Origin of the sequence: Methylobacterium tardum (assembly GCF_023546765.1) — a bacterium.
GTDB classification, from domain to species: Bacteria; Pseudomonadota; Alphaproteobacteria; order Rhizobiales; family Beijerinckiaceae; genus Methylobacterium; species Methylobacterium tardum.
Map to the genome: position 1 here is coordinate 5,947,281 of NZ_CP097484.1, position 21,684 is coordinate 5,968,964.

A 21,684-nucleotide genomic window follows, 5' to 3' on the forward strand; every position below is an offset into this window, starting at 1 on the left:
CCTGACCGAACTTTGACCCCCGGTGGGGCCCTCGACAGGGCGCCCCGGCGGGTGCCAAAGATCGGCCATGCAGGCCGTCGGTTCAGGACAGGAGGATGACGGGCTCGCCGCCCTGTTCGCGGCAGCCCGATCTGTGCGCGAACGGGCGCACGCTCCCTATTCCCGCTTCCGGGTCGGTGCCGCGCTCCGCGACGAGGTCGGCGCGATCCATGCCGGCTGCAATGTCGAGAACGCCGCCTATCCGGTCGGTACCTGCGCGGAGGCGGGGGCGATCGCCGCGATGATCGCGGCCGGCGGCCGGCGGGTCACGGCGATCCTGGTCTGCGGCGACGGCGCGGCCCTCGTGACGCCCTGCGGGGCCTGCCGCCAGCGCATCCGAGAATTCGCCGCGCCGGACACGCCGATCTACGCGGCCGGGCCGGAGGGCGTCCTCCGCAGCTTCACGCTGGCGGAGCTTCTGCCGGAATCCTTCGGTCCGGAGACGCTGGGTGAGTGAGGCGGCGGCCCTCGACACGCTGCGCACCGCCGGCTTCGCGGGACCTTACGCCTGCGCGGTCGTGACCGGGACCGGCCTCGGCGGCATGGCGGCCGCCCTCGCGGACGCGACCGCCATCGACTACGCGGCGATCCCCGGCTTTCCGGGGCCGGGCGTCAGCGGTCATGGGGGCCGGCTGCACCGCGGCACCCTGGCAGGGCGACCCGTCCTGGTGTTCGAGGGGCGGGCCCATGCCTACGAGCACGGCGATCCGGCGGTGATGCGCGTGCCGCTCGCCTGCGCCCGGCAGCTCGGCGCGCGGCGCTTGCTGCTCACCAACGCGTCCGGTTCGCTGCGGCCCGAGACCGGCCCCGGCAGCCTCGTGCTGCTCGCCGACCACATCAATCTCTCCGGCCTGAATCCCCTGATCGGTGAGGCCAGCGACGCCCGCTTCGTCCCGATGACCGAAGCCTATGATCCGGACCTTCGGGCGCGGCTCCGCGCGGCGGCCGCGGTCTGCGGTGTGCCTCTGGGAGAGGGCGTTTACGCGTGGTTCTCCGGCCCGAGCTTCGAGACGCCCGCGGAGGTCCGTATGGCGGGCATCCTCGGGGCCGATTGCGTCGGCATGTCCACCGTGCCCGAAGTCATCCTCGCCCGCTTCCTCGATCTGCCGGTCGCTGCGGTCTCGGTGGTGACCAATCTGGCGGCCGGGATTGCCGGGGGCGCGCCGCACCACGCGGAGACGAAGGCGGTGGCAGCCCGCGCCGCGGCGGATCTCGGACGCTTGGTCCGGGCCTTCGTGGCCGGCCTGCCCGACGGAGACATGTCCGATGACTGATCCCGAAGCCGGCGCGGTCGCCCGCCGGGCGCTGCCGCTCCTCGACCTCACCGATCTCGGCGAGACCTGCACCGAGACCAAGATCGATACCCTCTGCCGGGACGCGAAACGCGGCGGCGTGGCGGCGATCTGCGTCTGGCCCCGCTTCGTCGAGCAGGGCGCGCGGGCGCTCGCGGGCACGGGGATCCGCGTCGCCACGGTGATCAACTTCCCGGCCGGCGGCGAGGATTGCGCCCGCGCCACCGACGACACCGCCGAGGCCCTGCGCGACGGGGCGAACGAGATCGACCTGGTCATGCCCTACCGCGCCCTGCTGCGGGGCGATGCGGCCCTCGCCCGCGACATGGTGGAGGCCGTGCGCGACACCTGCGGCTCGGCGATCCTCAAGGTGATCCTGGAGACGGGCGAGCTCGCCGATCCCACGCGGATCCGGGAAGCCAGCCGGCTCGCCCTGGAAGCAGGCGCCGACTTCCTCAAGACCTCCACGGGCAAGAGCCCGGTCTCGGCGACTCCGGACGCCGCCGAGGCGATGCTCACCGAGATCCGCGCCAGCGGCCGACCGGCGGGCCTCAAGGTCTCCGGCGGCCTGCGCAGCGTCGCCGACGCTGCCACCTACCTCGCCCTGGCCGATCGGGTCATGGGGCCGGACTGGATCACCCAGAAGACCTTCCGGCTCGGGGCGAGCAGCCTGTTCGAGACCCTGATGCAGGCGCGGGAACTCTGAGGGTGCGGCTCCCCCAGGAGACGATCCGCGCCAAGCGGGACGGCCTATCCCTCGACCCCAAGGAGATCCGCGCCTTCGTTCAGGGCCTCTCCAACGGCGCGGTCGGGGAGGGACAGGCCGCGGCCTTCGCGATGGCGGTGTTCTTCCGCGGGCTCTCGCTGCCGGAGCGGGTGGCGCTGACCCGCGCCATGGCCGAGTCGGGCCGCGTCCTCACCTGGAGCCTGCCCGGTCCGGTGCTGGACAAGCACTCCACCGGCGGGATCGGCGACACGGTGAGCCTGCCGCTCGCCGCCATGGTGGCGGCCTGCGGCGGCTACGTGCCGATGATCTCCGGCCGGGGTCTCGGCCATACCGGCGGGACGCTGGACAAGCTCGGCAGCATCCCGGGCTATGACGCGACGCCGGGGCTCGACGCGTTCCGACGGGTTGTCGGGGAGGTCGGCTGCGCGATCATCGGGCAGACGGCCGATCTCGCCCCGGCCGACCGGCGCCTCTACGCGATCCGCGACGTGACCGGCACGGTTGAATCCCTCGACCTGATCACCGCATCGATCCTGTCGAAGAAGCTGGCCGCGGGCCTCGACGGGCTGGTGATGGACGTCAAGCAGGGCTCCGGCGCCTTCATGGAGAGCCTGCCTGCGGCGCAGGCGCTGGCCGAGAGCATCGTCACGGTGGCGGGCGGCGCGGGCCTGCGCACGGCCGCGCTGATCACCGATATGGACGCGCCGCTGGCCAGCGCGGCCGGCAACGCCGTCGAGGTCGCCTACGCGATCGATTACCTGACGGGCCTGCGCCGCGAGCCGCGCTTCCACGCGGTCACGCTGGCGCTGGGCGCCGAGATGCTTGTGGCCGGCGGTCTGGCGCCGGATCGGGACGACGCTGCGGGGCGGCTGGAGCAGGCGCTCGCCTCGGGTCGGGCGGCCGAGCGCTTCGCCCGCATGATCGCGGCCCTCGGCGGGCCGGGCGACCTCCTGGAAAAGCCCGCCCGGTCCCTGCCCGAGGCACCGGTGCAGCGGCCGGTCCATCAGACCGGAACCGTCGCGGCGGTCGCGACGCGGGCGCTCGGCCTGGCGGTGATCGAACTCGGCGGCGGCCGCACCCGGCCGGAGGATGCCATCGACACCCGGGTCGGCTTCACGGATCTCGCCGGCCCCGGCGCGTCCGGCGGCCTGCTCGGAATCGTCCACGCCGCCGACGAGGCCGCGGCCGATCGGGCGGAGACCTCCCTGCGGGCCGCCTATCGGATGGGGGCGGCGCCAGCGGAGCGGCGGGCCGTCATCAAGCGGGTGAGCGCCGATCAGCGTCCGGCCCATCGAGCGGCCGCACCTGGGCGGGAGCCGGGCGCGGCTGCGATGTCCTGAAAAGGCGCGCTCCGCTCACGTGGAACGCGCGCCTCATGAGCCTACCAGCGGCCGTGGCCGTGGCGATGACCCCAGCCGCCGTGGTGATGGTGACGCGGGCCGAAACCGTGGTGGCGCCAGCCGTAATGGTGTCCCCGGCCCCAGCCGCCGTGATGGTGATGGCGCGGGCCGAAACCGTGGTGACCCCAGCCGCCGTGGCGGTGACCGTAGCCATGACCGTACTGGACGGTCTGGACCTCGCCGGAACCCTGCTGCAATCCTGCGTCGCGGCTCAGCGGCGCGGCCATGGCCGGGGCCGCGAGGGCAAGGCCGCCGAAGGCCAGCGCTGCAGCCAAGCGGGTGCGTGCGGTCTTGGTGAACATCGAGGTTCTCCTGTTCCACGCCGGGCGCGATCGCGCGTCCGGCCGTGTCCCAGGTGTGAACCGTTGAAGTTGACGTCAACGTGAGCTGCTCGCTCAGGCCGTGTTCAGGTCGACCCTGTCGCCGCTTCTGAAACGTCTGCTCTTCCCCGCGTTCGGGGCGCGTCGGCGCACAAGCCTTCACCCCGTCATCCCGGGGCCGCGCAGCGGAGCCCGGGATCCAGAAACGCGGACCTGCCAAGTCCTTGCACGGACGGTGCTTGATTCCGGGCTCGCCTGCGGCGCCCCGGAATGACGGGGGATGATCGCTGCCGTCTCGACAAGCGTCCCTGCCGCTAGGGCCGTGTTCAGCTCAGGGCCGGCGGTAGACCCAGACCCGAGCCGGCGGCAGGTTCAGCCAGACCCGGTTGGAGCGGTCGGCGGTGTAGCTGCCGGCCTCGCAGCGGGCCGGGATCGGCGGCACCACCGCGTAGGTGAACTGCACGAACGGCGCGCCCGGCTGCATCAGGTCGTGGGCGGTGTTGAGCAGGTCGAGCCGCTGCTCCAGCGGCTTGGTGAACAGCGGCAGGCTGGAGATCGTCGCGGCGGCGGGCTGCGTGAGCACGGCCTTGAGGCTGGCGCGCATGTCGTAGGCGTCGCCGCGGATCACCGTGACGCCGGGGAACCGGTGCGTGAGCAGGCGGCAGAAGTCGGGGTTGAACTCGGCGAGGATCAGCCGCTCCGGCGCGACGCCGCGCCGGATCAGCGCCTCGGTCACCGGGCCGGTGCCGGGCCCAAGCTCGACGACCGGGCCTTCCCGTCGCGGATCCACGTAGGACGCCATGGTCCGGGCGAGCATCTTGCCCGAGGGCGTCACGGCGCCCGTCACCAGCGGTCGCTCGAACCAGGAGCGGAGGAAGCGGGCCTCGTCCTCCAAGGGGTCGCGCCGCGGCCCGAAAATCGCGCTCCTGGCGGCAGGAGCCTTCGCGTTGGGACGGCGGAGCGGCGGCAAGTCCTGGATTCCTTGATGCCGGATGAGAATGAAAGGCTAGAGGACGGCGCTGTCTTACAGTCAAGCCGGGACGGCGCCTAGGGTACGCAGGCCACGCCGACCGCATGCATAACAGGTCTTCCCCGGTTTGGGATCCGACCTCACGGACGGACGGTGCCGCCGAAAAAGTCTCGCACCTTCGAGAAGAAGCCCGCGGATTCGGGGTGGTTCTCCGGGGAGGCCGACTGGTCGAACTCCTGGAGCAGCTCGCGCTGGCGCTTGGTCAGGTTCTGCGGGGTCTCGACGAAGACCTGGATGTAGAGGTCGCCGACCTCCCGCGAGCGGAGCACCGGCATACCCTTGCCCTTGATGCGGAACTGCTTGGCGGTCTGCGTGCCCGCGGGGATGCGCACCTGGGTCTGCGAGCCGTCGATCACCGGCACGGTGATCTCGCCCGACAGCGCGGCGGTGACCATCGAGATCGGCACCCGGCAGAACAGGTCGGCGCCGTCGCGCTGGAAGAACTCGTGCTGCTTGATCGACAGGAACACGTAGAGGTCCCCCGCCGGGCCGCCGCGCAACCCGCTCTCGCCCTCTCCGGCGAGCCGGATCCGCAACCCGTCATCGACGCCCGCCGGCACGTTGATCGAGAGGGTGCGCTCCCGGTTGACCCGGCCCGCACCCTGGCAGGCGGTGCAGGGATCGTCGACGATCTCGCCGCGGCCGTGGCAGTTCGGGCAGGTGCGCTCGATGGCGAAGAAGCCCTGTGCGGCCCGGACGCGGCCGTAGCCCGCGCAGGTCGGGCAGGTTCGCGGCTTCGAGCCGGGCTTGGCGCCGGAGCCGTCGCAAGCCTCGCAGGTCACCGAGGTCGGGATCTTGATGGTCTCGGCCTTGCCGGAGAAGGCCTCCTCCAGGGTGATCTCGAGGTTGTAGCGCAGGTCGGCCCCACGCTCGCGGCCCGGCGCGCCGCCGCGCCCCCGTCCGCCGCCGGCAGCGCCACGGCCGTCACCGAAGAAATTGTCGAAGATATCCGACATGAAGTCGCCGAACTCGTTGCCGAATCCGGGACCGCCCCCGCCGCCCTGGCTGAAGGCCGCGTGGCCGAACCGGTCGTAGGCGGCGCGCTTCTGGCCGTCGGAGAGGCACTGATAGGCCTCGTTGATCTCCTTGAACTTGATCTCGGCGTCCTTGTCGCCGGGATTGCGGTCGGGATGATAGGTCATCGCGAGCTTGCGGAAAGCGACCTTCATCTCGCTTTCCGTGGCGGTCTTGGTGACCCCCAGGATCTCGTAATAGTCCCGCTTCGACATCCCGCCCTCAGGTGCCTTCCCGTCGGCCCGAACTCCGGATCGCGACGCTTCTACTCTCGCTCCGTCATTCCGGGGCGCCGCAGGCGAGCCCGGAATCCAGAAGCACTGCCCGTGCAGAACGTTGATCTGTCGGCGCTTCTGGATTCTGGGCTTCGCTTCGCGTCGCCGGAATGACCGAGCCTTCGGATCAGCTGCCCACGCAAACGCAGGGCCGGATCGCTCCGGCCCTGCGCGGTCGTATCAGAAATGCGCCTCAGGCGCGCTTCTTCTGGTCCTTCTCGCCGACCTCCTGGAAGTCGGCGTCGATGACGTCGTCCTTCTTCTCGGAGGCCGCCGCCTCGGCACCGGCATCCGGGCCGGCCGCCTGGTTGGCGGCGTACATGGCCTCGCCGAGCTTCATCGAGGCCTGCATCAGGTCCGTGGTGCGGGCCTTGATGGTCTCGACGTCCTCGCCCTCGAGCGCGGTCTTGAGCGCGGTCATCGCGGTCTCGATCGCGCCCTTGTCGGCGGCCGGGACCTTGTCGCCGTACTCGGTCACCGACTTCTCGGTGGCGTGGATCAGGCTCTCGCCCTGGTTCTTCACCTCGACGAGCTCACGCCGCTTCTTGTCGGCCTCGGCATTCGCCTCGGCGTCCTTGACCATGCGCTCGATGTCGGCGTCCGAGAGGCCGCCCGAGGCCTGGATGCGGATCTGGTGCTCCTTGTTGGTCGCCTTGTCCTTGGCCGTCACGTTGACGATGCCGTTGGCGTCGATGTCGAAGGTCACCTCGATCTGCGGCATGCCGCGGGGCGCCGGCGGGATGCCGACGAGGTCGAACTGGCCGAGCAGCTTGTTATCGGCCGCCATCTCGCGCTCGCCCTGGAAGACCCGGATCGTGACCGCGTTCTGGTTGTCCTCGGCGGTCGAGAAGGTCTGGGACTTCTTGGTCGGGATCGTGGTGTTGCGGTCGATGAGCCGGGTGAACACGCCGCCCAGCGTCTCGATGCCCAGCGAAAGCGGGGTCACGTCGAGGAGCAGCACGTCCTTGACGTCGCCCTGGAGCACGCCCGCCTGCACGGCGGCACCGATGGCCACGACCTCATCCGGGTTGACGCCCTTGTGGGGCTCCTTGCCGAAGAAGGACTTCACCACCTCCTGGATCTTCGGCATGCGGATCATGCCGCCGACCAGCACCACCTCGTCGATCTCGGAGGCCGACACGCCGGCATCCTTGAGCGCCTTGCGGCAGGGCTCGATCGTGCGCTGCACCAGATCGTCGACAAGCGACTCGAACTTCGCACGGCTGAGCTTCAGCGCGAGGTGCTTCGGGCCGGTGTTGTCGGCGGTGATGTAGGGCAGGTTGATCTCAGTCTGGGTGGCCGAGGACAGCTCGATCTTCGCCTTCTCGGCGGCCTCCTTGAGGCGCTGGAGGGCGAGCTTGTCCTTGGTCAGGTCGATGCCCTGCTCCTTCTTGAACTCGGCCGTCAGGTACTCGGCGACGCGGTTGTCGAAGTCCTCACCGCCCAGGAAGGTGTCGCCGTTCGCCGACTTCACCTCGAAGACGCCGTCGCCGATCTCCAGGATCGACACGTCGAAGGTGCCGCCGCCGAGGTCGTAAACGGCGATCGTGCCGGACTTCTTCTTGTCGAGGCCGTAGGCGAGCGCCGCCGCGGTCGGCTCGTTGATGATGCGCAGCACCTCGAGGCCCGCGATCTTGCCGGCGTCCTTGGTGGCCTGACGCTGGGCGTCGTTGAAGTAGGCCGGGACCGTGATGACCGCCTGCGTGACCGGCTGGCCGAGATGCGACTCGGCAGTCTCCTTCATCTTCTGCAGCGTGAAGGCGGAGATCTGCGAGGGCGAGTATTTCTTGCCGTCCGCCTCGACCCAGGCGTCGCCGTTATCGCCGCGGGCGATCTTGTAGGGCACGAGGCCCTTGTCCTTCTGGGTCATCGGGTCGTCGTAGGTCCGGCCGATGAGCCGCTTGATGGCGAAGAACGTGCGCTCGGGGTTCGTGACCGCCTGGCGCTTGGCCGGCTGGCCGACGAGCCGCTCGCCGTCGTCCGTGAAGGCGACGATGGACGGCGTGGTGCGCGCGCCTTCCGAATTCTCGATGACCTTGGGCTGCGTGCCTTCCATCACGGCCACGCAGGAATTGGTGGTGCCGAGGTCGATGCCGATAACTTTACCCATGGTGGGATCCCTCTTTGTGTCGCGTTCAAGCAGACCGCCGAGCCCCGAAGCAGCTCGGCCCATGGCGGTGTACGGAGGTGATGTGAGTATGGGACCCGGGCCGGATCAAGGGCCGTGAACGGCTGAAACCCAGCGCGCAATCCCGCGTCGAGGGCGATATAAGAAGCCCGCAACGGGCTCGCAAGGCGAAGCCTGCACGCGGCGATCGGCCGGGCGCAGCGTTGCTATCTCCTTGTGTTCCCGGCAGGATATCGCCCGAGGCTGCGATCCTGCCAGATGGCGTGATGGCATTTTGTTGCTTCGCTGCCACGTCCGCGCCATCGAGGGCGTGTTAACGTTTCGACAAGGGGTTGCGTGTGGCCCCGCCACTTCGTGTCCCCGTAGAGAACGATGCGTCTGAACCGCAGCTTCCTGCTCCCGATCCTGGCGGTCGCCGTCGCGGCGCCCGCGATGCTGACTTCGCCGCCTGCGCATGCGCAGAACTTCTTCGAGCGTCTGTTCGGCATCAAGCCGGAGCGGCCGCCGGTGCCGCCCCGCGGCGTGCCCGAGGCTCCGCCAGCGGCGCCTGCTCCGGGCGCACCCGGTGAGCCGGGGCAGCCTCCGGCGGCCGAGGCGCCGCGTCCCGCGCCCGTGCCGGCGCGCCCGGTCGTGCTCAAGGCCCCTTCGGAGGACGGCATCCTCGGGCAGGAGCTCATGCTGAACGGGCTGTCCGGCGCCCTGAAGCTGGAACGGTCCGGCACCGCGATCACCGCCCGGATCAAGCTGCCGGGGACCAAGATCTCGCAGCCGGCCGAGGCGTGCACGGTGCCGCTCGCGGGCGGCAATCCCGTCTCGTTGAGCGCCGAGGGCAAGCCCGAGGGCGTCCCGCGTTTCGAGGCCGCCGGGGCCGAGTGCCCGCTGCGTTTCGACGTGACCGAGGGTGGGGTCCTAGTCTCGACCCTCGGCTCAGGTCCGGTCTGCACCTTCTCGGCCGCGGACTGCGCCACGACCCCCACGGGTCTCTGGGGGCCGGCCGCCGCCACCCTGATCCCGCGGGCCGGCGAATTCGATACGGGTCGGGGCGTCGCCGACAAAGCCGTGCGCGACAATTACAAGCTCATGACGCAGCGGGCCCGGCGCGAGGACGTGCGGCCGATCGTGAGCGAGCAGGCTGCCTTCTCGTCGGATCGGGAGCAGCTCTGCCGCACCTATTCTCGGGAGGGCTCGCACGGGTTCTGCCACCTGCGCGTCACCGAGAACCGGGCTCTAGCCCTGGCCACCCGCCTCGGTGCCAACACGGCGGTTCCGACCGCCGCGGCCGCGCCCCGCCGGCCCCGGCCGAAGCCAGCCGTCGAAGGCATGAACCCGGACGCGGGCGGCGGTGCCGACGCCGTTCAGGAATAGGCCGCCGCGCCGATCCGCGCCTCATCGCCGGCTGGCAGTTCGGCTCGACCGCCCTTGCGCGCCAGGCGACGCAACCCGGCGCACCATGAGGCCAGTCGCGCTCTCGGCCGGATCAGGCCCGGCCGGCGGTCATCGAGAGCATCGCGGGGTCGATGCCGTTCGCCCGCAGGGCGAGGTCGTACTTCGCGTCGAGGTCGGCGTTGAAGATCAGGGCCGGATCAGCCGGGCAGTTGAGCCAGCCATTGGCCATGATCTCGCTCTCCAGCTGGCCCGCCTGCCAGCCGGCATAGCCGAGCGCCAGCACGGCGCTCGCCGGACCCTCGCCGCTGGCGATGGCCCGCAGGATCTCCACGGTCGCCGTCAGGCAGATGCCGTCGCCGATGATCAGCGTCGATTGCTGGATGTGGAAATCGTCGGTGTGGAGGACGAAGCCGCGTCGTCCCTCCACGGGACCACCCATCAGGACCGGCATATGCCCGACGCGCTCGCGCAGGCGGATCGCGTCCGCCTCGGGCGCCACGTCGAGCTGGACCAGCAGATCCGGCATGCTGATGTCGGTCGCCGCCTTGTTCACGATGATGCCCATCGCCCCGTCGGCGGAATGGGCGCAGACGTAGATCACCGAGCGGGCGAAGCGCTCGTCCGCCATCCCCGGCATCGCCACAAGGAACTGGCCGTCGAGGAAGTTCGGTCCGGAGAGCGCGGAACGCGCGGGCGACGCTGGGTTCTGCATACCCACATGCTACGCGGTGCCCTCCGCTTGTCCAGCGGACAAAGCGCGCGACCGGCCTGGCGCGGCGTCATGAGCACCGGACTTCGAGCACGCGGCTTCCTCGACAGGTCCTGTCTGTCACGCTAGGTCAGGCGCGCTGCTCACGCGCGCAATCTTGGCGCGCGGCAACGAGGAACCCGCGATGATCCAGGTTGGCGACCATCTGCCCCAGGCCACGTTCCGGGTGACCGGTCCGGAAGGCCCGATCGCCCGCACCACCGACGACGTGTTCAAGGGCCGGCGCGTGGTGCTGATCGGCGTGCCCGGCGCCTTCACGCCCAGCTGCCACCGCAACCACTTGCCGGGCTTCGTCACCCACAAGGACGAGATCCTCGGCCGCGGTATCGATGCGATCGCCGTGACCAGCGTCAACGACGTCTTCGTGCTCGACGCCTGGTCGAAGGCCAGCGGGGCCGAAGGCCTGGAATTCCTCGCCGACGGCAATGCCGACTTCGCCAAGGCGATCGGCCTGGAGATGGACGGCACCGGTTTCGGTCTCGGCATGCGCTCGAAGCGCTACTCCATGCTTGTCGAGGATGGCGTCGTGCGCATCCTGAACGTGGAGGAGACGCCTTCGAAGGCCGAAGCCTCGGGCGCGGAGGCGCTCCTGAAGGTGCTCTGAGCCGGCCTCCCGCCCTCGGCGAGCCCTTTTAAGGCCACGTTCCGCCCGCTTCTGTCTTCGGGCTTTGCCCGAAGACCGGCCTCGAGGACCGCATGGCCTTCCTGAACGACCTGCCTGTCGCCGATCTGATCGCGAATTACGGCTACATCGCCATCTTCGTGATCATCACCCTGGAAAGCGCCGGCGTGCCCTGCCCGGGTGAGACGGTGCTGATCTCGGCCGCCGTCTATGCCGGCAGCACGGGCAACCTCAACATCGGCCTCGTGATCGCCGCGGCCGCGGCGGCCGCGATCCTGGGTGACAATGTCGGCTACTGGGCCGGTCGCCGCTGGGGCATGCCCCTGCTCCTGCGCTACGGACATCTGATCGCCCTCGATCACGGACGTCTCAAGCTCGGCCAGTACCTGTTCCGCCGGCATGGCGGGAAGATCGTGTTCTTCGGCCGCTTCACCGCGATGCTGCGTGCCTACGCGGCCCTGCTGGCGGGCGTGAACCGCCTGGACGCCCGCCGCTTCTTCGCCTTCAACGCGCTGGGCGGGATCACCTGGGCGGCCAGCATGGGCATCGGCTCATATTATTGCGGGCGCTCGATCGAGCACATCGTGGGTCCGGTCGGCCTGACGCTGCTGGCCCTGGTGGTGTTCGGTGGCCTGGCTCTCTGGCTGTTCGTGCGTCGGCACGAGGCGCGCCTGCTCAGCGAGGCGGAGATCGCCATTCCCGGCCCGCTCGCCTGAAGCCGTCACCGCGCGGCGAGGTCGAGCGCGGCGAGGGCATCGTGATGCAGGAGCAGCACGCCCGTCGCGGCCGCGAGCCGGCGGGCCGCCGGCGTGAATCCGGCATTCGAGACGACCGCGGCGTGGTCGCCCGCCCAGTAGCGCTGGGCCGCCGCCGCTTCCTGCACCGCGGCATTGCCGACGGGCTTGCTCAGCCGCTTGCACTGAACCACGAGGCGCAGGCCGTCACGCACCGCGACGATATCGGCACCCTGATCGCCGCTCGCCGGCGTCCTGTGCGCCCGCCAGCCGGCCTCGGCAAGGCGATCCGCGCAGAAGCGTTCGTACTCGAGCCCCGTCTCCGGAGCGTCCTCCTCGTCCGGGAGCGCGACCGCAGCGGCCTCAGTCTCGACGATCGCCAGCATCCGCTCGCGCTCCGAGACGGCGAGATCGGCGTAGCGTGGACCGATCTGCGGCAGCACCGTGCGATCGAGGAAGTACTCCCGCTCGCGCAGCCAGCCGTCCTCGATCCAGTTGCCGTAGGCGTCGCAGAAGCTCTCCTGGCGCCGCCGGAGCGCCAGGGTCTCGCCATGCGCCCGGGCGATGCGGCGGACCCGAGCCCGGAACCGGCGGGGCCGGCCGACATGGCGCGTCAGCACCAGCGCGAGAGCGGCGCCCGTCGCCGCGAAGCCGGGCGTGCCGTACCAGAACCCGAATGGGCAGCCGATCACGGCCGTCCAGAACAGGCGGGCGACGGGGCTAGGCTTGCCGGACATCGGGTCTCGGGGGTGCGGAGGGGCGTTCGACCCTCGCAAGCGCCCCTTGCCCGATACCTAAACCGAGGCTGGAAAGCTGTGGATGCGCGCGGACGCGCTCAGCCCTTCCGGCGCTGATGGCCGAGCCCCATGCTCTTGGCGAGGCTGGACCGGGCGGCCGCATAGTTCGGCGCTACCATCGGGTAGTCGGGCGGGAGACCCCATTTCTGACGGTACGCGTCGGGCGTCATGTCGTAATGGGTGCGCAGGTGGCGCTTGAGCGACTTGAACTTCTTCCCGTCCTCCAGGCACACGATGAAGTCCGGCTGGACCGAGCGCCGGACCGGGACGGCAGGCCGTAACTCCTCCGCCGGCGCTGCCGCGGGCTGGCTGAGCCCATACAGGGTCGCGTGCACAGCCGCGATCAGGCTCGGCAGTTCCGGCGCGGGCACCGGATTGTTGCTCACGAACGCCGATACGATGTCGACCGACAGCGTGAGATAGTCCGGTTGCCCTTCAACCGTGGCATCCATCCCGCAATCTCCTCGTGATCCCTGGCCTCGGCCGTCGCTCTGCGCCGAAGGGCCGGAATCTGTTTCTGGTTGGCCCGATACAGGGTAGTTGAGGCGCAGTTACTATGGTGGTGCGAATTTTATGGCAAGACCAATCTAGATCGGTTCACAAAATCCATTTTGACGACGGTAAAGGTTGTTAGATATTGGACATCGTGGGTGTCTCTGTAGGGCCCGGCGGCCCCGGAGCCGCGTCCGACAGGGGCGGGCCGATCGGGCATTGCCCGTGGGGCGGGCTGCGCCATCTGGTAGGGCGGCGCAGGCCTGGAGGCTCGCCGGATCCCGATGCCAGCGAGGGACACCGCATGCACGCCGGCACGCATCGCCCACAGGATCTCATCCCGTGACGGCGGCCCTGTGAGCGGCCGGTCGTGAGTACCTACCGGTTCGACAAGCTGCTGGCGCCCCGCTCGATTGCCCTGGTCGGGGCCATGACGCGAGAGGGCTCGCTGGGTCGCAGCGTGCTGGACAGCCTGCGCGGCGCCGGCTTTCCGGGCGCGATCATGCCGGTGCAGCCCGATCAGGCCACCATCGACGGCCTGCCCTGCGTGCCACGGATCGCCGATCTGTCAGCCGTCCCCGATCTCGTCCTGATCGCGGTGTCGCCGCCGGGTGTTCCCGACGTGGTGGCGCAGGCCGCCGCGATCGGCGCCGGGGCGGCCGTCATCCTCACTGCCCGGCTCGGCTCGGAGCCGGACGATCCCGGGCCGACGGCCCATCGGATCGCCCGTGCGCATGGCCTGCGCCTCCTCGGGCCTGACAGTGCCGGGCTCGCGGTGCCGGGCGCCAAGCTCAATGCCAGCCTCTTCGCCCATGCCCCCAAGGCCGGGGACCTCGCGCTCGTCTCGCAATCCGGCACCGTCGCCGCGGCCCTCGTCGAATGGGGCGCCCGCCACGGGACCGGCTTCTCGGCGGTCCTGTCGCTGGGCAGCGTGCTCGATATCGGCGTGGCCGATTGCTTGGATCACTTCGCCGCCGATTACCGCACCCGCGCGATCCTTCTGTGCCTCGACCGGGTCGCCGATGCGCGCCGGTTCATGTCGGCGGCGCGCGCTGCGGCCCGCGCGAAACCCGTCGTGGTTCTGCGCGCCGGCCGTCATCGCCCGGACAGGCGCGCGGCCGTGACCCATACCGGCGCGCTGGCCCGCCCGGACGCGGTCTACGCGGCGGCCTTCCGGCGGGCCGGTCTCCTGGCCGTCCAAGATCTCGACGAGATGTTCTCCGCGGTCGAGACCCTCGGGCGCCAGCGTCCGTTCCCGGGCGACCGGCTGGCCATCCTGTCGAACGGCCGTGGCATCGGCCTGCTCGCCGCCGACCGGCTGATCGAGAAATCGGGCAGTCTTGCCGGAGCCGCCGAGGCCGAGGGGCGTCCGGCCGGCAATCCGCTCGACCTCGGCATCGACGCGGCGGGCCCGGCCTTCTCGGGCGCCTTGGGCCCGATGCTCGTGGACCGGACGAGCGATGCCGTGCTGGCGATCCACGTCCCGACCGCCCGCTCGGAGGCCGGCGAGGTCGCGGGCGCGATCGCCGACACGGTCAAGCGGGCCCGGGCCGGCCAGACGCGCAAGAAGCCGGTCTTCGCGGTCTGCCTGGGCGACGCCGAGGCCGCGCGCGACGCCTACGCCCGGGCCGGGATCCCGCATTTCACCACCGATTCGGAGGCGATCGAGGGCTTTCTCCATCTCGTGCGTTACCGCGAGGCGCAAGACGACCTCATGCGCACGCCGGGTTCGCTGCCGCGCGACTTCTCCCCCGATACGGCCCGCGCCCGCTCGATCATCGCCGGCGCCCTCCGTCAGGGCGCCGCGTGGCTCGATCCGGTCGCGGTGAACGGCCTGCTGGAGGCCTACGGCATCCCGACCGTCCCCATCACTCTCGCCCCCGACAAGGATGCGGCCGCCGCCGCCGCCTGGCCGATCATCGCGGCGGGCGGGGCCGTGGCCCTCAAGGTCGTCTCCCCCGATGTCGTGCACAAATCTGATGTCGGCGGGGTCCATCTCGACCTCACCAGCGAGGCCGATGTCCGCGCGGCCGCGGGCAGCATCCTGACCCGGGCGCGCCGGGAGCGGCCGGATGCCCGGGTCACCGGTTTCGCCGTGCAGCCGATGGTGCGCAGGGGCCAGCGGCGCGAGCTCATCGCCGGCCTCGCCGAGGATCCGGTCTTCGGCCCCGTCGTGGTCTTCGGCCGCGGCGGCACGGCCGTGGAGGTGATCGACGACCGGGCGCTCGGCCTGCCGCCGCTGGACCTGATCCTCGCCCGCGACCTCATCGGCCGCACCCGCGTCGCCCGGCGTCTAGACAGCTACCGCGACGTGCCGGCGGCCGACCTGCCGGCGATCGCGCTGACGCTGGTGAAATTGTCCCAACTGGCTGCCGACCTGCCGCAGGTCCGCGAACTCGATATCAACCCGTTGCTCGCCGACGAGACCGGCGTGCTGGCACTCGACGCCAAGGTCCGGATCGGTCGCTCCGAGAAGGGGCAATACGGCCGCGGCCATCCGCGCTTCGCGATCCGCCCCTACCCGGCGGAGTGGGTCCGCACCCTCAACCTCAAGGACCGCACGATCCGCGTGCGGCCGGTGCGGCCCGAGGACGAGGGCCTGTTCCTGACCTTCTTCAAGGGGCTGGACCCGGAGGATCTGCGACTGCGCTTCTTCGGGCCTGTGCGCGAGTTCAGCCACGCCTTCCTGGCACGCCTTACCCAGCTCGACTATGCCCGGGCCATCGCGTTCGTGGCCACCGAGGTCGAGCCGAACGGGGGCGAGCGGATGCTCGGCGCCGTGCGGCTGCACGCCGACGCCAATCACGAGAGCGGCGAGTACGCGATCGCGGTGGGCCGCGACGTCCGGGGCACCGGCACGGCTTTCGCCCTGATGCGCCTGATGATCGACTGGGCGCGCTCGGAGGGGATCGGCCGGGTCGAGGGCTCGGTCCTGGCCGAGAATAGGCCGATGTTGGCCGTCTGCCGCCGCCTCGGCTTCGCGCAGAGCCGCGACCCGGAGGATCCCGGTTTGGTCAAAGTGCGGCTGGATCTGGCGGGGGCTTGATGCCTGCTCGGATGCAGGACGCCTTCGTCGCTAAGCCCACGCCATCGTCATCCCGGGTCCGCGGGAGCGGAACCCGGGATCCAGAGCTACCGACGCGGCAAGTCTTTCACCGACACGGCGTCTGGACTTCGGGCTCGCCTGCGGCGCCCCGGAATGACGGTGAGGGGTGACCCTGAAGGACGTCAGGCTTCGCGAGGCTCTAATCCGAAAGCCCGCACCCGTGAAATGGCCGCTGTCGGTGGCGTTCCGGATGATCTGGTGGCGCAAACACGAGCGCTCATCGGCATCGCGGGGCTGGGTCAGCGGATAGCGTCAACGGATTCCAAAGTGCGGCGCTCCGCCGTGGGCTTGGCCGAAGCCGGCTTCGTCGGGCCGGGCTTGGCCGCCGCTGCGGGCATCCCGGCGGGTCTGGTCGTCGGCGCGGCGGCCGGCTTCACAGGCGCGGGGACGCTGGCCGCAGGTGGGATCGCGCCGGTGGCCGCGGGTTCCGGAGCCGGATTGTCGAGATTGTAGATGTCGTCGCGGAAATGCGCCTTGCCGTCCGGGGTGGCGTAGCCCGTGAGGTACACGAAGGTCACCGGAACCGGCTTGGGCAGTTTGATGTCGCGGCGCTCGCCGTCGGCGATGCCGGTCTCGATCTCGATCGGCCCCCAACCCGTGCCTGGGCCGTTCGGGCCGTCCGTGCCCTGCAGCAGCCAGCCGACGAGCTCCTTCACCTGCCCGACGCGGACGCAGCCGTGGCTGTGGAAGCGCACGCTGGCGGCGAACAGCGATTTCGCCGGCGTGTCGTGCATGTAGACGGCAAAGCGGTTCGGCATGTCGATCCGCACCTGGCCCAGCGAGTTGTCGAAGCCGGAATCCTGCCGCAGCGTGTAATTGACGGCCTTCTCGCCCGCCCAGTCGATCTTGGTCGGGTCGACCTCGCCGGAGGGCCCGAGGATCCGGATGTGGTTCTTGGCGAGATAGCCCGGATTCTTGCGCATCTGCGGGATGATCTCGTTCTTCACCACCGAGGCCGGGACGGTCCAGGTCGGGTTGAAGTTGATGTCGGTGATGCGCGTCTCCACGGCCGGGGTCGCCTTGTCGGGGGAGCCGACCACCGCGACGTAGCGGCGGACCACCGTGCCGTTCTCCACCGCCTCCACGGCGGCCGAGGGAATGTTGACCACGACGTAGCGCTCGCCGAACGGGAATTTCGAGCCCATCAGCCGGGACGCCGAGGCGGCGAGCTGACGCTGACGCACCGAGGCGGGCACGTTGAGCGCGTTGATCGTGAGCCGGCCCAGGATGCCGCTGTCGGGCAAGCCATGGCGGCCCTGGAAGGCCGCGATCGCGGCCACGAGGGGCGGATCGAGGCGGTCACTCGGGGGCGCGTCCGCCGGCAGGTCGCCGGTCAGGGTCAGATGGTGGCGCAGCGCCGGGATCGCCGGGTTGCGCTCGCCGGACTTCAGGCGCGCGAGATCCTCGGGCAGCCGCTCCCAGCCGCCGGCCTCCGCGAAGGCCGCGTAGCGCTCCGCCGCCCGGAGCGTGTCCAGGAAGGTGCGCGCCGTCAGCGTCGGGTTCGGGTCGGCGGAGACCTTGGCGTAGACGAGGGGCGCCGGCTCACGCGATTTCCGCGCCGTTTCCTGCGGCTTGCCCTGGAGGGGCTTGGATTCGGGGGATGCCGTCTCCACGGGCTTGGAGTCGGCCGGTTTCGTCTCGGGGCCTTTCGCCTCCGGCACCTTGGTCTCCGGGCCTTTGCCGGCCGATCCGGTGTCCGGGCTCGGCGGCACGGCGGCCGGAATGGCGCGCGGCGGGACCGGCCCCGGAGGCGGGCTGGCCGCTGGGACGGCCGCGGGGGCGCCCTGCGCCAGCGCCGCGACGGACGTGCCGAGCAGCGCCAGGAGCGACAGGCCCGCACCGAGACGGGCGCGCGGGCCGGTAGGACGGCGGGGTGGGACCGGGACCATACGCAACACTCCCGACGCGCTCAGGCGGCGCGACCGGGCCGGATGATGGGCCGGCGTGGTTACCAATCTCCTCCGGCCCTGAGAGTGGCCCGAGACCGGGATTTACGATCCCGCAACTGGTTCAGCCGCGTCAGGCTTCATGCGGATGCCGGCCGGCGCGAAAACGGCGCTTATACAATTTGTGATTTGCTGGCTTCGGCACCCTCGTCTTTGCGAGCGGAGCGAAGCAATCCAGACAGCGCCACGTTCATTGACGGCGCGCTGCCCTGGGTCACGTCGCTCCGCTCGCGATGACGGAGTGGGACACCTCAATCGAAGCGTTCCATCGGACACCGCATGGCTGGTCCACCGCGGCTGCCCAGGCCCAGACAGGAGATCGGTTCCCGCCATGCCGCATCCCGGAGACCCGCGTCCCGCAGCGATGCCCTACCTGCCGCAACTCGACGGGGTTCGGGCGCTCGCCATCCTGATCGTGTTCGCGGCCCATTGCGGCTACAGCCACGTCGTGCCGGGCGGCTTCGGCGTCACAATCTTCTTCTTCCTCAGCGGCTACCTGATCACCACGCTCCTGCGGATCGAGCGGGCGCGGACGGGTGCGGTCTCGCTCCCCGCCTTCTATCTGCGGCGGAGCCTGCGCATCCTGCCGCCGATGTACCTGACGCTGCTCGCCTCCGGAGCGCTCTACGCGGCGGGCCTCCTCGACTGGATGCCTGTCGCGCCGGCGGCGGTGCTGGGCCAAGTGATCTTCCTGACCAATTATCCCGGCCTGTTCGGCACCGAGGCGGTGCTGCCGGTGCCGCTCTGGAGCCTCGCCATCGAGGAGCATTTCTACCTCGTCTTCCCGCTGGCCTTCGTGCTGTGGCTCGGGCGTCTCGCGCCGCGCCGGGCCACGCTCGCCTGTCTGGGACTCTGCGCAGTGGTCCTGGCGATCCGGTGCAGCAACGTCTGGCGGTTGCCGGATTACAGCCTGAACTACAGCTGGACCCACACCCGCATCGACGCGATCCTGTTCGGCTGCTGCCTCGGCCTGTGGAACAACCCGGTGATCTCGGCCGACCGGGCTTGGCGCCCCGCGCTCTGGCAGGTCGCCGCCAGCCTCGCGGTGATCCTCGGGACCCTGGCGGTCCGCGATCCCGCCTTCCGCGAGAGCCTGCGCTACACGCTCCAGAGCGCCGCCCTGTTCGTGCCCTTCGCGTACCTGCTGCACGGGGAGGGACCTCTGGTGCGGCTGCTGGCCAGCCGGCCGATGCGCCGGCTCGGCCTCTGGTCCTACAGCTTCTACCTCGCGCACATGACCGTGGTGGCGCTGGTGCTGCACCTGCGGCCGGGGCTCCACGGGTTCGGGCTGATGCTCGTGGCCTTCCCGGTGACGCTGCTCTGGTGCTGGGGCATGTACGCCCTCGTCGAGCGCCCCTGCGCGCGTCTCCGCCGCCGCCTCCTGGCGGACCGGCCGCCGGAGCCGAGCCTCGCCGAGGACGGACGTCGGGCCGGCGTCACGCCCGCCTGAGCTTGTCGCGGGCGGCCCGGTGATCCGGCGCGGCCGCGAAGGCCGCCCTCATCGCGTGCCAGAGCGGCTTGCGCTGAAACTGCGCGTCGAGCGGCAGCGCCCGCTGCGGCAGGCCGTCGGGCCGCTTGCGGTAGGGGTGGTCGTTCAGCCACGTATCCGGGTCGTAGATGTCCCAGGTCACGACATCGAGGCAGGCGGGCTCGTCCAGCACCACGTCGAGGAAGCGGCGGGCGAAGTCGGCCACCCTCCGGTCGCGGGTAGCCACGTCGGACGGAAACGCCCGGTCGTCGATGTCGAGCTCGGTGATCTCGATCCCGAGCCCCATCTGGCCGATCTCCCGCAGGAAGCGGCGCAGTTGGCCCTGGTCGATCGGGATCGTGCTGGTGAGATGCGATTGCAGGCCGAAGCGCCGGATCGGCACGCCGCGGGCGCGCATCGCCTCCAAGCGGCGCAGGACCTTGGTGCGTTTGGCCTCCATCCAGGGCACGCCCTGCTCCACCGCGTCCTCGTTCCACGTGCCGGCCGCCGTAGGGTCGGTCTCGTGCAGGATCCGGAAGGCGAGGTCGACGTAGCCGGGGCCGATCGAGGCGAGCCAGGGCGAGTCGCGCAGGCCGCCGCCGCGGTCGGGATCGGCCTCGTTGCCGAAGATCTCGTTGACCACGTCCCAGGCGACGATCTGGCCGCGATAGTGGCCCGCCACCGTCTCGATCCAGCGCCGCATGAAGTCCTCGGCCTGGACGGCACTCGCCCGGCCGAGCAGCGGCCCGACCCAGGGCGGCAGCGCCGCGTGCCAGACGAGCGTGTGGCCGCGCATGCGCTGGCCGTTCGCTCGGGCGAACCGCAGGATGGCGTCGCCGCGGGCGAAGTCGGTCTTGCCGGGGGCGGGCAAAACCTCCTCCATCTTCATCTCGGTGCCGCAGACGAGGAGGCCGCACTCGCGTGCCACCGCCTGCCGGTAGGCAGGGGTCGCGTCGAAGCGGTGAAACGGCACCTCGCAGCCGTAGAGCAGGCCCTTGGCCGACGCGGCCGCCTGGAGGCTGTCGCCCGACCAGGATGGGCGGCCGGGGGCCCGAACCCGGCCGCCCGCGCCGTCGCCGCGAGACCGAAGGTGGCCGCACCGGCCAGGATCGACCGGCGGCTCGGGGGATGGGGCATCCGGGTCCTGGAGTCCTGAGGGCGCAGCCTCACCCTAACAGACGCCGCCCCCGCGGCGATCCGCGGGTTCTGCGGGGTTTCGGTACGCTGCCGCGAACTCGCCTTCCTCCAGGCTCGCCCCATCTGATGGGCGCCAGTCAGCCGAGGATCCGTCATGAGCCAGCACCCCGCGATCAGCCCCGGTCGCAACGCGGTCGTCACCGGGGCTGCGAGCGGCATCGGGCTTGCCGCCGCGCAGGCCTTCGCCCGGGCCGGCATGAACGTCTGGCTCGCCGACCTGCCGGGCCAGGCCCTGGACGCGGCCCGGGCCGCCGTCGCCGAACTCGCCGCCGTCGAGGTGCGCGCCGTGCCCACCGACGTGTCGGACCGGGGCGCCGTGGAGGCCCTGGCGACCGCCGTCGCCAAGGCCGGACCGCCCGCCCTGGTGATGCTGAATGCCGGGATCGAGGCCGGCGGAAAACTGTTCTCCGACGCCGATACCTGGGCGCGGATTCTTGAGACCAATCTCGGCGGCGTGGTCAACGGCATCCACGCCTTTGCGCCCGGCATGATCGAGGGCGGCAAGGCCGGAGCGATCATCGTCACCGGCTCGAAGCAGGGCATCACCACGCCGCCGGGCAACGCGCCCTACAACGTCTCGAAGGCGGGCGTGAAGGCGGTCACCGAGGCGCTCGCCCACGAGTTGCGCAACCGGGAGGGCTGCCACACCACCGCCCACCTGCTGATCCCCGGCTTCGTCTATACCGGGCTCACCAAGGCCCGCGGCGTCACCGAGAAGCCGGCCGGCGCCTGGACGCCCGAGGAGACCGTGGCGTTCATGCTGGAGCGGCTCGCCGCCGGCGAATTCTATATCCTCTGCCCCGACAACGAGACCACCCGCGCCCAGGACGCGAAGCGGATCGCCTGGGCGTCCGGCGACATCGTCGAGAACCGGCCCGCCCTGTCGCGCTGGCATCCGGACTACGCCGAGGCGTTCAAGCGGTACATGGAGGGCTGACCCAA

At 70.7% G+C, this 21,684-nt stretch carries 19 protein-coding genes; 10 read left to right on the plus strand and 9 right to left on the minus strand.

Annotated elements, in window-relative coordinates; all coding sequences use genetic code 11:
* Positions 1 to 67 precede the first annotated feature (67 nt).
* The 4 genes from cdd to deoA are packed head-to-tail and all read left to right on the plus strand — an operon-like array spanning position 68 to position 3,398.
* Positions 68 to 496, plus strand: coding sequence for a cytidine deaminase (gene cdd, locus M6G65_RS28435; protein ID WP_238194623.1), 429 nt, complete (start codon positions 68 to 70; stop codon positions 494 to 496).
* The gene (locus M6G65_RS28440) at positions 489 to 1,313 is read left to right on the plus strand and encodes a purine-nucleoside phosphorylase (RefSeq protein ID WP_238194624.1); all 825 of its coding nucleotides are present in this window, start codon (positions 489 to 491) and stop codon (positions 1,311 to 1,313) included. The genes cdd and M6G65_RS28440 overlap by 8 nt, the downstream gene beginning before the upstream one ends.
* Complete coding sequence (gene deoC / locus M6G65_RS28445) at positions 1,306 to 2,037, plus strand: deoxyribose-phosphate aldolase (RefSeq protein ID WP_238194625.1); 732 nt, start codon at positions 1,306 to 1,308, stop codon at positions 2,035 to 2,037. The genes M6G65_RS28440 and deoC overlap by 8 nt, the downstream gene beginning before the upstream one ends.
* A gap of 2 nt (positions 2,038 to 2,039) precedes the next feature.
* Positions 2,040 to 3,398, plus strand: a complete 1,359-nt coding sequence (gene deoA, locus M6G65_RS28450; protein WP_238194626.1) for a thymidine phosphorylase — start codon at positions 2,040 to 2,042, stop codon at positions 3,396 to 3,398.
* A gap of 41 nt (positions 3,399 to 3,439) precedes the next feature.
* Here the strand turns inward: deoA and M6G65_RS28455 are convergent, their stop codons facing one another.
* The 4 genes from M6G65_RS28455 to dnaK form a co-directional block, all read right to left on the minus strand.
* Positions 3,440 to 3,760 carry a hypothetical protein gene (locus tag M6G65_RS28455; protein WP_238194627.1) on the minus strand — a complete coding sequence of 107 codons (321 nt, stop codon included), beginning with the start codon at positions 3,758 to 3,760 and terminating at the stop codon, positions 3,440 to 3,442.
* A 349-nt stretch (positions 3,761 to 4,109) separates the two neighbouring features.
* Positions 4,110 to 4,748: a class I SAM-dependent methyltransferase gene (locus tag M6G65_RS28460; protein WP_250103164.1), complete on the minus strand. Its 639-nt coding sequence runs from the start codon at positions 4,746 to 4,748 to the stop codon at positions 4,110 to 4,112.
* Positions 4,749 to 4,888: 140 nt separating this feature from the next.
* Positions 4,889 to 6,037: a molecular chaperone DnaJ gene (dnaJ, locus tag M6G65_RS28465; RefSeq protein WP_238194628.1), complete on the minus strand. Its 1,149-nt coding sequence runs from the start codon at positions 6,035 to 6,037 to the stop codon at positions 4,889 to 4,891.
* 253 nt (positions 6,038 to 6,290) lie between these two features.
* Positions 6,291 to 8,207: a molecular chaperone DnaK gene (dnaK, locus tag M6G65_RS28470; RefSeq protein ID WP_250103165.1), complete on the minus strand. Its 1,917-nt coding sequence runs from the start codon at positions 8,205 to 8,207 to the stop codon at positions 6,291 to 6,293.
* 390 nt (positions 8,208 to 8,597) lie between these two features.
* Here dnaK and M6G65_RS28475 point away from each other — a divergent pair, with 390 nt between their 5' ends.
* The gene (locus M6G65_RS28475) at positions 8,598 to 9,590 is read left to right on the plus strand and encodes a hypothetical protein (protein ID WP_238194630.1); all 993 of its coding nucleotides are present in this window, start codon (positions 8,598 to 8,600) and stop codon (positions 9,588 to 9,590) included.
* A 112-nt stretch (positions 9,591 to 9,702) separates the two neighbouring features.
* Here the strand turns inward: M6G65_RS28475 and M6G65_RS28480 are convergent, their stop codons facing one another.
* Positions 9,703 to 10,323 (minus strand): YqgE/AlgH family protein, encoded by a 621-nt coding sequence (locus tag M6G65_RS28480; RefSeq protein WP_250103166.1) that lies wholly within the window; start codon positions 10,321 to 10,323, stop codon positions 9,703 to 9,705.
* Positions 10,324 to 10,504: 181 nt separating this feature from the next.
* On the opposite strand from M6G65_RS28480, the gene M6G65_RS28485 reads away from it, so the two are divergent.
* A complete protein-coding gene (locus M6G65_RS28485) occupies positions 10,505 to 10,984 on the plus strand; it encodes a peroxiredoxin (protein WP_238194631.1) in 480 nt (159 codons plus the stop codon).
* A gap of 92 nt (positions 10,985 to 11,076) precedes the next feature.
* Entirely contained in the window at positions 11,077 to 11,718 is a 642-nt protein-coding gene (locus M6G65_RS28490) for a DedA family protein (protein WP_238194632.1), read from the plus strand.
* A 5-nt stretch (positions 11,719 to 11,723) separates the two neighbouring features.
* On the opposite strand, the gene M6G65_RS28495 is transcribed toward M6G65_RS28490, so the two are convergent.
* On the minus strand, positions 11,724 to 12,473 hold the full coding sequence (locus M6G65_RS28495; RefSeq protein ID WP_238194633.1) for a restriction endonuclease: 750 nt from the start codon (positions 12,471 to 12,473) through the stop codon (positions 11,724 to 11,726).
* A 98-nt stretch (positions 12,474 to 12,571) separates the two neighbouring features.
* Positions 12,572 to 12,985 (minus strand): Ros/MucR family transcriptional regulator, encoded by a 414-nt coding sequence (locus M6G65_RS28500; protein ID WP_238194634.1) that lies wholly within the window; start codon positions 12,983 to 12,985, stop codon positions 12,572 to 12,574.
* Positions 12,986 to 13,395: 410 nt separating this feature from the next.
* Between M6G65_RS28500 and M6G65_RS28505 the strand changes: the two genes are divergently transcribed.
* Complete coding sequence (locus M6G65_RS28505) at positions 13,396 to 16,071, plus strand: bifunctional acetate--CoA ligase family protein/GNAT family N-acetyltransferase (RefSeq protein ID WP_250103167.1); 2,676 nt, start codon at positions 13,396 to 13,398, stop codon at positions 16,069 to 16,071.
* A 299-nt stretch (positions 16,072 to 16,370) separates the two neighbouring features.
* On the opposite strand, the gene M6G65_RS28510 is transcribed toward M6G65_RS28505, so the two are convergent.
* Positions 16,371 to 18,020, minus strand: coding sequence for a L,D-transpeptidase family protein (locus M6G65_RS28510; RefSeq protein WP_238194636.1), 1,650 nt, complete (start codon positions 18,018 to 18,020; stop codon positions 16,371 to 16,373).
* Between the two features lie 388 nt (positions 18,021 to 18,408).
* Between M6G65_RS28510 and M6G65_RS28515 the strand changes: the two genes are divergently transcribed.
* On the plus strand, positions 18,409 to 19,527 hold the full coding sequence (locus tag M6G65_RS28515) for an acyltransferase family protein (RefSeq protein ID WP_238194637.1): 1,119 nt from the start codon (positions 18,409 to 18,411) through the stop codon (positions 19,525 to 19,527).
* Here the strand turns inward: M6G65_RS28515 and M6G65_RS28520 are convergent.
* Positions 19,514 to 20,518, minus strand: coding sequence for an endo-1,4-beta-xylanase (locus M6G65_RS28520; RefSeq protein ID WP_250103168.1), 1,005 nt, complete (start codon positions 20,516 to 20,518; stop codon positions 19,514 to 19,516). The genes M6G65_RS28515 and M6G65_RS28520 overlap by 14 nt on opposite strands.
* A 318-nt stretch (positions 20,519 to 20,836) precedes the next feature.
* Between M6G65_RS28520 and M6G65_RS28525 the strand changes: the two genes are divergently transcribed.
* On the plus strand, positions 20,837 to 21,679 hold the full coding sequence (locus tag M6G65_RS28525) for an SDR family NAD(P)-dependent oxidoreductase (protein WP_238194639.1): 843 nt from the start codon (positions 20,837 to 20,839) through the stop codon (positions 21,677 to 21,679).
* Positions 21,680 to 21,684 lie beyond the last annotated feature (5 nt).